The sequence below is a fragment of the Mycobacterium sp. TH-M11 genome (assembly GCF_057473725.1).
Window position 1 is genome coordinate 1 of record NZ_JBYCLD010000520.1, and the last position, 10,674, is coordinate 10,674.

Consider the following 10,674-nt stretch of genomic DNA (forward strand, 5'->3'; position numbering starts at 1 on the left):
AGGGATGCCCTCTTCGTCGAGTAGCGCCAGAAAACGATCGTCCTGGCTTGGGTCTGCCACTGCCGCGCCGGCCAGCAGGATTGCAGAGCCGGTGAGCACCACGATGGCGATAAACAGGCGGTACGACAGCGCCGCGCGGCTCCCAAGTACGTCAAGTATCTTCACGATTCCACCGGCATCGACCCCCGTATCAGCCATCAATTCATCGGTGGCCGGGCGGTTGTCTGTCGCCGAACAGCGCACAATGACCTGCGACGTCGTCGTACGTTCGCCGATGCTTCGCCATAGTTATGGTCTTACTCCGAGACAGTTGTTCTTACCCTACTAATTACCTGTTGGCATCCTGGGGTCTGACTGTGAACATCGCCTCGGCCAGCAGAATAAAGAAGGCACCTCGACCGACGTCCTCTCTCCGCGGCTCCGCGGTCGCCCAACCAACAGGTTGGCCGGGCACTTTGTTAGGGTGGTCGACAAAGGTCTAGCGTCGCTACAGACGGACCCCAACCCACACATCGTCAAGAGGAATAGTCATGTCCGATGAAGCCTTCATCTACGAGGCCATCCGCACGCCGCGCGGCAAGCAGCGCAAAGGCTCGCTCAACGAGGTCAAGCCGCTGAACCTGGTCGTCGGTCTGGTCGACGAATTGCGCCGGCGCTTCCCCGACCTCGACGAGACCCTGATCAGCGACATGATCCTGGGCGTGGTGTCGCCGGTCGGCGACCAGGGTGGTGACATCGCCCGTACCGCGGTGCTTGCCGCGGGCCTTCCCGAGACCACCGGTGGTGTGCAGCTCAATCGGTTCTGTGCATCAGGCCTGGAAGCCGTCAATATCGCCGCGCAAAAAGTGCGCTCCGGCTGGGACGACTTGGTCCTGGCTGGCGGTGTGGAGTCGATGAGCCGGGTTCCGATGGGCTCCGACGGCGGCGCCTGGGCGCTTGACCCGGAAACCAACTACCGGATCGGCTTCGTGCCGCAGGGCATCGGCGCTGACCTGATCGCCACCATGGAAGGGTTCTCCCGCGAGGATGTCGACCGCTACGCGCTGCGCTCGCAGGAGAAGGCGGCCGCGGCATGGTCCGGCGGGTACTTCGCGAAATCCGTTGTGCCGGTTCGCGACCAGAACGGCCTGACGATTCTCGACCACGACGAGCACATGCGACCCGACAGTGACCTGGAAGGCCTGGGCAAGCTGAAGACCGCGTTCGACGGCATCGGCGAGATGGGCGGCTTCGACGACGTGGCGCTGCAGAAGTACCACTTCGTCGAGAAGATCAACCACGTCCACACCGGCGGCAACAGCTCGGGCATCGTCGACGGCGCCGCGCTGGTGCTGGTCGGTAGCGAAAAGGCGGGCACGTCGCAGGGTCTCACCCCGCGGGCGCGCATCGTGGCCACTGCCACCAGCGGTGCCGACCCGGTCATCATGCTCACCGGCCCGACCCCGGCCACCCGCAAGGTGCTCGACCGTGCCGGCCTGACGGTCGACGACATCGACCTGTTCGAGCTCAACGAGGCCTTCGCCTCGGTCGTGCTGAAGTTCCAGAAGGATCTACACATCCCAGACGAGAAGCTCAACGTCAACGGCGGCGCCATCGCGATGGGACACCCGCTGGGTGCCACCGGCGCGATGATCACCGGCACCATGGTCGACGAGTTGGAGCGCCGCAACGCCCGTCGCGCGCTCATCACGCTGTGCATCGGCGGCGGCATGGGTGTCGCCACCATCATCGAGAGGGTCTGACCATGGCAGAGAACACGATTCACTGGGACAAGGACGCCGACGGCATCGTCACGTTGACCCTTGACGACCCCACCGGGTCGGCCAACGTGATGAACGAGCACTACAGCGAGTCAATGCACAACGCGGTGCAAAAGCTTGTCGCCGAGAAAGATTCGATCACCGGCGTGGTGATCGCCAGTGCGAAGAAGACCTTTTTCGCCGGCGGGGACCTCAAGGGCATGATCAAGCTCGGCCCGGAGAACGCCGGTGAGGCGTTCGACATGGTCGAGTCGATCAAGCGTGACCTGCGTGCGCTGGAGACCCTCGGCAAGCCGGTGGTGGCCGCCATCAACGGCGCCGCGCTCGGTGGTGGCCTGGAGATCGCCCTGGCGTGTCACCGCCGGATCGCTGCCGACGTCAAGGGCCTGGTTGTCGGTCTGCCCGAGGTGACGCTGGGCCTGCTGCCCGGCGGCGGTGGGGTGACCCGCACCGTGCGGATGTTCGGCATCCAGAACGCGTTCATGAACATCCTGTCCCAGGGCACCCGGTTCAAAGCCGGCAAGGCCAAGGAGATCGGCCTGGTCGACGAAATCGTCGGCTCGGTGGACGAACTGGTGCCCGCGGCCAAAGCGTGGATCAAAGCCAACCCCGAGTCGCACACCCAGCCGTGGGACGCCAAGGGCTACAAGATGCCCGGCGGCACCCCGTCCAGTCCCGCGCTGGCCGGCGTCCTGCCGTCGTTCCCGGCGCTGCTGCGCAAGCAGCTCAAGGGCGCGCCGATGCCGGCGCCGCGGGCCATCCTGGACGCGGCCGTAGAGGGCGCGCAGGTGGACTTCGACACCGCCAGTCGCATCGAGAGCCGCTACTTCACCCAGCTCGTCACCGGCCAGACCGCCAAGAACATGATCCAGGCGTTCTTCTTCGACCTGGCCCACATCAACGGCGGCGGGTCGCGGCCCGACGGCATCGCCAAGCAGGAGATCCGCAAGATCGGCGTGCTGGGCGCGGGCATGATGGGCGCCGGCATCGCCTACGTCTCAGCCAAAGCCGGCTACGAGGTGGTGCTCAAGGACGTCAACATCGAGGCCGCGCAGAAGGGCAAGGCGTACTCGGAAAAGCTTGAGGCCAAAGCGCTTCAGCGTGGGAAGACCACCGAAGAGAAGAGCAAGGCGCTGCTGGACCGTATCACTCCGGCCGCCGACCCCGAGGCGTTGAAAGGCGTCGACTTCGTCGTCGAGGCCGTCTTCGAGAACCAAGATCTGAAGCACAAGGTGTTCCAGGAGATCGAGGACATCGTCGAGCCCAACGCGCTGCTCGGGTCGAATACCTCGACGCTGCCGATCACCGGTCTGGCGACCGGGGTGAAGCGCCAGGAGGACTTCATCGGAATCCACTTCTTCTCCCCGGTCGACAAGATGCCGCTGGTCGAAATCATCAAGGGCGAGAAGACTTCTGATGAGGCGCTGGCCCGGGTGTTCGATTACACGCTGGCCATCGGCAAGACCCCGATCGTGGTCAACGACAGCCGCGGCTTCTTCACCAGCCGCGTCATCGGCACCTTCGTCAACGAGGCGCTGGCGATGCTGGGCGAGGGTGTGGAACCGGCCAGCATCGAGCACGCCGGTTCGCAGGCCGGTTACCCGGCGCCGCCGCTTCAGCTCTCCGACGAGCTCAACCTGGAGCTGATGCACAAGATCGCCGTTGCGAGCCGCAAGGGCATCGAGGATGCCGGCGGCACGTACGAGCCGCACCCGGCCGAGGCGGTCGTCGAGAAGATGATCGAGCTCGAGCGCCCGTCGCGGTTGAAGGGCGCCGGCTTCTACGAATACGTCGACGGCAAGCGCACCCGGCTGTGGCCGGGCCTGCGTGAAACGTTCAAATCCGGTTCTGCTGACCTGGCGCTGCAGGACATGGTCGACCGGATGCTGTTCGCCGAGGCGCTGGAAACCCAGAAGTGCCTCGACGAAGGCGTTCTCACCTCGACCGCTGACGCGAACATCGGCTCGATCATGGGCATCGGCTTTCCGCCCTACACCGGTGGGTCGGCGCAGTTCATCGTCGGCTACTCCGGTGCGCACGGTATCGGCAAGGAGGCCTTCGTCGCGCGGGCTCGCGAGCTGGCCGCCCGCTACGGCGACCGCTTCCTGCCGCCGGCCTCGCTGACCTAAGTCACCAGACGCCAAAGCCCCTGGAGCTCAACAGTTTCAGGGGCTTTGGCGTTGGTAGAGGTAGTAGTGTGCCGGCGTTTGCGCTTCGTCGAGTTGTCGCTCGGCTCCGGTGGACAGCAGCGTCCATCCAGAGGCGAATCGTCGTTCCATCTCCTCAGGTCGGACGCCTCGGACGCCGAAGCGCCCGCGGGGCAGAAACGCGACGATCAACAGCCGCGCGTCCGGTGCGGCCACGGCGCTGACTTCGCGAACGTAGGCGTCGCGATCGCCGTCGCTCATGTTGTGCAGGCAGCCGTTGTCGACGATGAGGGTGAAGTCCGAGCCGATACTTTCCCGGCTGAGTTTGGTGACGTCAGCTTTGACGAAGTCGACTGTTGCCTTGGTGGCTGAGGCCTTTACCCGAGCCTTCTCGAGAGCGGCCGGCACGTAGTCGACGCCGATGACCGTCCAGCCATGTCGCGCCAGGTAAATGGATGAATCTCCGGTGCCACAGCCCAGATCAAGGGCTTTGCCGGCCGGCAGTTCTTCGACCAGAGCCTGGAGATTGTCGGCGATCGGATGACCGTCCCACGGCGTGAACCCGAGGCGGTACAAGATCCGGAACAACGTGTGTTTGGAAGCCATGGATCCAATGTAAGCCGGTGCGGCTCAGCCACATCAGCCACTTGCGTAAGTCTTGGGGAGCAGGGCACTTTGTGCCCGGCTCTCAGCGACAACGGCCGACCGCAGCGCCAGCACGCGCTGATGGATCCGGTGATCGGTGGACCGCGGAATGTAGCCCGGGCCGTATTGGCCGCGCCCGAGTCGATGCACGCGACCGTGGTCGATCTCCCATCGCAAGGCGTCGGAGACGGCTTTGGAAGGCCGACCCCGCACACAAAAGCCATGGTGGCGAAGGCCTTCGAGCAACTCGGCAACAGTCGCCGGACCCTGGTTCGCCAGGTGGAAAGTCAGCACGTACCGAAGATCGGTACCGCGGAGCAGCTTCATCGCCAAACTGTTGCACGCTGGTGCGACACATTCACGATTGTCGCTGTGAGGTGGGCACATGGGGTGCCGACCCGGCAAGTGACGGGTGTGACTGGCTACGTCAGCGCTGCGGCGATGCGGCGCCACTGTTCGCGCGGGTAGGCCTGCGGGTCGCTCAGCAGCACTTGGATGCAGACGTGGTCGGCGCCCGCGGACCGATGCTCGGAGACCCGGCGCAGGATCGCGTTCTCGTCGCCCCACGCGATGATCGCGTTGAACAACCGGTCGCTCACCTGACTGAGGTCCTCTTCCGAGAACCCCGAGCGAAGCAGGTTGTTCGCGTAGTTCGGTAGCCCCAAATACGAACGCAACCAATCGGTTCCGATGCTGCGCGCCTCGTCGGCGCTGTCGGTGAGGATCACCGTCTGCTCGGGCAGCAGCAGCGGCCCATCGCCCAGTACGCCGCGCGCCGTCGCGGTGTGTTCGGGGGTGACCAGGTAGGGGTGCGCTCCGGCGCTGCGGCGCGCGGACAGCTGCAGCATCTTCGGGCCGAGTGCGGCCAGCACCCGCCGCTGCACGGGAACCGGCTGCGGTGTCGCGTCCAACTCATCCAGGAACGACGCGGTCGCGGCCAGCGGTTTGCGGTATCGGCCGGGGTTGCCGGCGTCGATCAGCGGCGCATGGCTGACCCCGATGCCGAGCAGTAAACGGTCACCGTGGTCGGCTGTCAGCGTGGCGAAGTTCGCGGCGACGTCAGCGGGCGTGTGCATCCACAGGTTCAAGATCCCAGTGGCGATCGTGGTCTGCTTGGTCGCCGCCATCAAGTTGCCAACCGCGTCGAACACCTGCCCGCCGACGTCCGGGATCCACAGGGCGCGGAAGCCGAGCTCATCTAATTCCGCGGCCGCATCGGCAGATTCGGCAAGATTTCCGTAGCGAAGCTGGCTGCTCCAGATCCCGATACCGGTGAGGTCCATTCGGCTAGCCTACGGCCCGCGCTAGATCGCATTGCCCGACTCCTCCTCGGCCCGTTCCGGGCCGCATCGTCGTCGCGCTAGATCGCATTGCCCGACTCCTCCTCGGCCCGTTCCGGGCCGCATCGTCGTCGCGCTAAAGTCGCGGTCATGCGCTTCGGATTTTTCATCCCGCAGGGTTGGCGACTGGATCTCGTCGGCATCGACCCCGCCGAGCACTGGGCGGTGATGCGCGATCTGGCCGCCTACGCCGACGGCAGCGACTGGGACTCGGTGTGGGTGTACGACCACTTCCACACGGTGCCGATGCCAACTGGCGAGGCAACTCACGAGGCGTGGTCGCTGATGGCGGCCTACGCGGCCACCACGTCGCGGATCAAGCTCGGCCAGATGTGCACGGCGATGAGCTACCGTAACCCGGCCTACCTCGCCAAAGTCGCTGCTACGACCGACATCATCTCCGGTGGGCGTGTGCAGATGGGCATCGGCGGTGGCTGGTACGAGCACGAATGGCGCGCCTACGGGTACGGCTTTCCGTCCGCCGGCGAGCGACTCGGGCGTCTCGACGAAGGCGTGCAGATCATGCGTGACGCCTGGCGGGACGGCGCAGTGACGTTCGAGGGCAAGCACTATCAAGTGGACGGCGCGATCGTCGAGCCCAGGCCGTTGCAGGACAACGGGATTCCGCTGTGGATCGCCGGTGGTGGCGAGCGTAAGACCCTGCGTATCGCCGCAAAGTACGCGCAGTACACCAACTTCACCGGCGAGCCGGACGGCTTCGCCCATAAGTCCGAAGTGCTCGCCGGCCATTGCCGTGACCTGGGCACCGATTTCGACGCCATCGTCCGGTCGGTCAACGTCAACGCAATCCTCGACACCGACGAGCACGGCGTCCAAGACCGCGTGCGGCGTGTGCGCGACCGGCTGGTGGGCTATGTGCCCGAGTCGGCCGCCGACTCGATGATCGGTAACACCAGCGGACCCGATTCGGCCACAGGCACCCCGGAGCAGGTCGTCGAGCGGCTGCAAAACCTGCGCGACCTCGGCTGCGAGTATGTGATCTGCTACTTCCCCGAAGCCGCCTACGACCGCTCCGGCATCGAACTCTTTGAACGCGAAGTGATTCCGGCGCTGAGCTAGATGTCGCTGTCGAGGTAGCGGGTCTTCACCGGGGGTGCCGCCAGAAGGGGCGGCAGCTGCGTCACCTTGCCCTCGCCGGCGCGAAACGCGCGGTAGGCCTCGTCCGCCTCGACCGTCTCCCAGATCTCATAGATCAGCCAGTGTGCTTCGTCATCCTCGTCGACGAGCACATCGGTGCGCACGTTGCCGTCGAACGCCCGGGTTACGTCGAGCGTGCGGCCCATCAGTTCACGCCCCGCAGCGACCTCGTCGGGCTTGAAGCGGAGCTCAAGTGTCACCGTGACAGTCATCGTCATCTCCTCGTGGTCGTCATGTGGTGCCGCCGGCTCGCGAGCACCCCGTTGAACCTACGGTCAAGGCTTCCGATCCCCGGCCACGGGTATGGGCGCCGACGGGCCAGCCGCAGGTGCCTGGTCAGATCGCCGGCCCCAGCAGATCGTCGGCGTCGCGGATGATATAGCCGTAGCCCTGCTCGGCGAGAAAGCGCTGTCGGTGCGCGGCGTAGTCGGCGTCCAGGCTGTCACGGGCGACCACGGAGTAGAAGATCGCGCCGCCGCCGTCGGCCTTGGGCCGCAGCAGCCGGCCGAGTCGCTGCGCTTCTTCTTGCCGCGAGCCGAATGTTCCCGAAACCTGAACCGCCACTGAAGCTTCGGGTAGGTCGATGGAGAAATTGGCGACTTTCGACACCACCAGGGTGGTCACCTCGCCACGGCGGAAGGCGTCGAACAACTGCTCGCGCTCGGCGTTTTTGGTCGACCCCTGGATCACCGGGGCGTCCAGCACTTCGCCCAGCTCTTCGAGCTGATCCAGATAGGCGCCGATCACCAGGGTGGGCTCGCCGGGATGCTTGGCGAGAATTGACTTGACCACAGCGATTTTCGAATGCGCGGTCGAACAGAGCTTGTAGCGCTCTTCAGGCTCCGCGGTCGCGTAGATCATCCGCTCGTTGTCGGTCATCGTGACACGGACCTCGACACATTCCGCCGGTGCGATCCAGCCCTGCGCCTCGATGTCCTTCCATGGGGCGTCATACCGTTTCGGCCCGATCAGCGAGAACACGTCGCCCTCGCGGCCGTCCTCGCGGATCAGCGTCGCGGTCAGCCCGAGTCGCCGCCGGGACTGCAGATCGGCGGTCATCCGGAACACCGGCGCCGGCAGCAGGTGCACCTCGTCGTAGATGATCAGTCCCCAGTCGCGGCTGTCGAACAATTCCAGGTGGCGGTATTCGCCTTTGGTGCGCCGGGTGATCACCTGATACGTCGCGATGGTGACCGGCCGGATCTCCTTGCGTTCGCCGGAGTATTCGCCGATCTCCTCCTCGGTCAACGAGGTACGGGCGATGAGCTCGCGCTTCCACTGCCGGCCCGCGACGGTGTTGGTGACCAGAATCAGCGTGGTGGCCCTGGCCTTGGCCATCGCTGCGGCGCCCACGAGTGTCTTGCCCGCACCGCACGGCAAGACGACGACGCCTGACCCGCCGGCCCAGAAGGATTCGGCTGCCATTTCCTGGTAGTCGCGAAGCTCCCAGCCGTCCTGCCGCAAGTCGATGGCATGTGCCTCGCCGTCGACGTAGCCGGCCAGATCCTCGGCCGGCCAGCCGATCTTGAGCAGCATCTGCTTGACCCTGCCCCGTTCGCTGGGGTGCACGACCACGGTGTCGTCGTCGATACGCGCACCGAGCATGGGAGCGATCTTCTTGTGGCGCAACACCTCTTCCAGGACAGCCCGGTCGAAACTCACCAGGGTCAAGCCGTGCACCGGGCTCTTCAACAACTGCAGTCGGCCATAGCGGGCCATCGTGTCGACGATGTCGACCAGCAACGGCTGCGGCACCGCGTACCGGGAAAAGCTGACCAGAGCATCGACGACCTGCTCGGCGTCATGGCCGGCCGCACGGGCATTCCACAGGGCCAGCGGGGTGATCCGATAGGTGTGTACGTGTTCGGGTGCGCGTTCGAGTTCTGCGAACGGCGCGATGGCCGCGCGCGCCGCGCCGGCGAGCTCGTGGTCGACTTCCAGTAGCACTGTCTTGTCGGACTGCACGATCAGGGGTCCGTCGGTCATAAGTCCATTATCCCGATGCTGCCGACATGGGCGCCGACAGTTAATCTTCGTCGACGGTCATCACCGACGTGATCCGGTGAATCGCGAAGTCACGGGCGCTGCTGGACGCCGAATCGAACGCGAGCAGCTGCCCGCCTCGAACCGCGATCGGTGACACCACGCGCTGGGTGAACACCCCTGCGGCGTCGACGTACTTGATCAGCACCGTGTCCCTCTCGCGGGCCGCTTTTTGCAGCAGTGACATGGCCACCGCCGGATCGATCCGCACGCTGTCGAACGGGGCGGTGGTCACTTTCCGCAGCACCGCGACCACTGCGCTCAGCGTTTCGCTACTGAGCTGCGGCGTCGGCCGGTGCGAGCGGTAGCGTTGCGGCGCGGGAACCCGCGCACTGCGTGCCCGGATGTCGACGATGGCACCTGTCGAGTCCTCGGCTGCGGGGGCGAACCCGGCGCCCTGCAGCGCGGTGAGTACTTCGTTGATGGGCGCCGGCGAGATCGCCACGGTCGGTGCCAGCACCCGGAGTCCCACATGTTCGGCGGCGGCCGCTGCCTGGGCAAGCAACGTCGGGTCTTCGCATCTCACGAACGATGTGGCCATGCCGATGCGCAGCTGACCGTGCCGACGTGCGACATCGTCGATCAGATATGTTAGCCCTTGCGGCACGGGGGTTTTGGAATGTTTATGGAACAGGCTGTGTAATTCGTCAGCCGTCTTGCCGATGTCAAGCGCATGCCGGATTGAGAGTTCGCTGACCCGGTACACCATTGCGGTGCCGGCGGACTCGACGACGGCAACCGCCGACAGTTCCTCGGCCAGATGGCGCTCCAGCGGGCCGGGCACCACGACGGTCAGGTCGGCCTGTACCAGAAAATGATGGATCGGCTTGGGCAGCGTGCGCGCCATCGCGGCGATCGTGGCGGCGTCGTCATTGCCGTCTGACAGGGCACGGCCCGGCGAGCTGAGTGCCCCGCGGCCGACCAGGCCGAGCTGCTGGGCTTCCTCCAGAAGGGCGGCCACCGGCGCGGGCTGCAGCCGCTTGGACCAGCGTGGGCGACGCCAGATCAACGCCGCCGACGCGGTGTCCTTGTCGACGCCGGCGCCCGGCGGCAATTCGGCCAGCATGCTCAGCAGTAGCCGGCGATCCAGCGGAGCAGCTGTCGAGTACAGCGAATCCGACAGCGCCGCATATGGTTTGGCGTCTGGTCCGCGGCTGCCGATCAACGCCGGACGAGCCGCCAAATCGAGCCAGGTGGCCGTCAGTAGATGCCAACGTTCGGCGATGGGAGCCTCAGTGAAACGGTCGGCGGCCACCGTTGGCGCCCAGTAGGGCGGATCGCCGACGCTGGGTTGCGGATCGGGAAGACCGCTGGCGATCAGCCCCGCGGCGGCCGCCAACTCCAGGATCAACCCCAGTCGGGCCTCGTCGACGCCGGTGATCTTGGCCAGTCGACGCATCTCCCGCACCCCCAGACCGCCGCTGCGAAGCTCGGAAAGCGGTGCGACGCTGAGCGATTCGATCAGTACATCGAGTTCGCGAAGTAGGTCGATGATCGCGCCGGCTGCTGTGGCGTCCACGTCGGCCGGTGTGGTCGTGGACACGACCGGATCGGGGGCCGTCAGCCGCACCGGCCCGGGTT

Annotated in this window: 9 protein-coding genes and 1 pseudogene; 3 read left to right on the forward strand and 7 right to left on the reverse strand. The window is 65.6% G+C overall.

The genetic code is table 11. The features are described 5' to 3' along the window. Nucleotides 1-198 (reverse strand): annotated as a pseudogene (locus AC2VOG_RS19855) (hypothetical protein); the annotation flags it as partial. Nucleotides 199-530: 332 nt separating this feature from the next. Between AC2VOG_RS19855 and AC2VOG_RS19860 the strand changes: the two are divergent. Together AC2VOG_RS19860 and AC2VOG_RS19865 are read left to right on the forward strand one after the other, a co-directional pair. After that, complete coding sequence (locus AC2VOG_RS19860; RefSeq protein ID WP_486941539.1) at nt 531-1,742, forward strand: acetyl-CoA C-acetyltransferase; 1,212 nt, start codon at nt 531-533, stop codon at nt 1,740-1,742. Between the two features lie 2 nt (nt 1,743-1,744). Next, nucleotides 1,745-3,889 carry a 3-hydroxyacyl-CoA dehydrogenase NAD-binding domain-containing protein gene (locus AC2VOG_RS19865; protein WP_486941540.1) on the forward strand — a complete coding sequence of 715 codons (2,145 nt, stop codon included), beginning with the start codon at nt 1,745-1,747 and terminating at the stop codon, nt 3,887-3,889. A gap of 36 nt (nt 3,890-3,925) precedes the next feature. On the opposite strand, the gene AC2VOG_RS19870 is transcribed toward AC2VOG_RS19865, so the two are convergent. From AC2VOG_RS19870 to AC2VOG_RS19880, 3 genes are all read right to left on the reverse strand, one after another. Further along, nucleotides 3,926-4,513 (reverse strand): class I SAM-dependent methyltransferase, encoded by a 588-nt coding sequence (locus AC2VOG_RS19870; RefSeq protein ID WP_486941541.1) that lies wholly within the window; start codon nt 4,511-4,513, stop codon nt 3,926-3,928. Nucleotides 4,514-4,546: 33 nt separating this feature from the next. Next, the gene (locus AC2VOG_RS19875) at nt 4,547-4,879 is read right to left on the reverse strand and encodes a hypothetical protein (protein WP_486941542.1); all 333 of its coding nucleotides are present in this window, start codon (nt 4,877-4,879) and stop codon (nt 4,547-4,549) included. A 95-nt stretch (nt 4,880-4,974) separates the two neighbouring features. Next, on the reverse strand, nt 4,975-5,835 hold the full coding sequence (locus AC2VOG_RS19880) for an LLM class F420-dependent oxidoreductase (RefSeq protein ID WP_486941543.1): 861 nt from the start codon (nt 5,833-5,835) through the stop codon (nt 4,975-4,977). A gap of 147 nt (nt 5,836-5,982) precedes the next feature. On the opposite strand from AC2VOG_RS19880, the gene AC2VOG_RS19885 reads away from it, so the two are divergent. Further along, on the forward strand, nt 5,983-6,972 hold the full coding sequence (locus AC2VOG_RS19885) for an LLM class F420-dependent oxidoreductase (RefSeq protein ID WP_486941544.1): 990 nt from the start codon (nt 5,983-5,985) through the stop codon (nt 6,970-6,972). Here AC2VOG_RS19885 and AC2VOG_RS19890 read toward each other — a convergent pair. From AC2VOG_RS19890 to AC2VOG_RS19900, 3 genes are all read right to left on the reverse strand, one after another. Continuing rightward, nucleotides 6,969-7,262: a putative quinol monooxygenase gene (locus AC2VOG_RS19890; RefSeq protein ID WP_486941545.1), complete on the reverse strand. Its 294-nt coding sequence runs from the start codon at nt 7,260-7,262 to the stop codon at nt 6,969-6,971. The genes AC2VOG_RS19885 and AC2VOG_RS19890 overlap by 4 nt on opposite strands. A gap of 124 nt (nt 7,263-7,386) precedes the next feature. Further along, nucleotides 7,387-9,036: a DNA repair helicase XPB gene (locus tag AC2VOG_RS19895; RefSeq protein ID WP_486941546.1), complete on the reverse strand. Its 1,650-nt coding sequence runs from the start codon at nt 9,034-9,036 to the stop codon at nt 7,387-7,389. A gap of 40 nt (nt 9,037-9,076) precedes the next feature. Then, on the reverse strand, nt 9,077-10,674 hold a 1,598-nt coding region (locus AC2VOG_RS19900), incomplete at its 5' end, for a helicase-associated domain-containing protein (protein WP_486941547.1).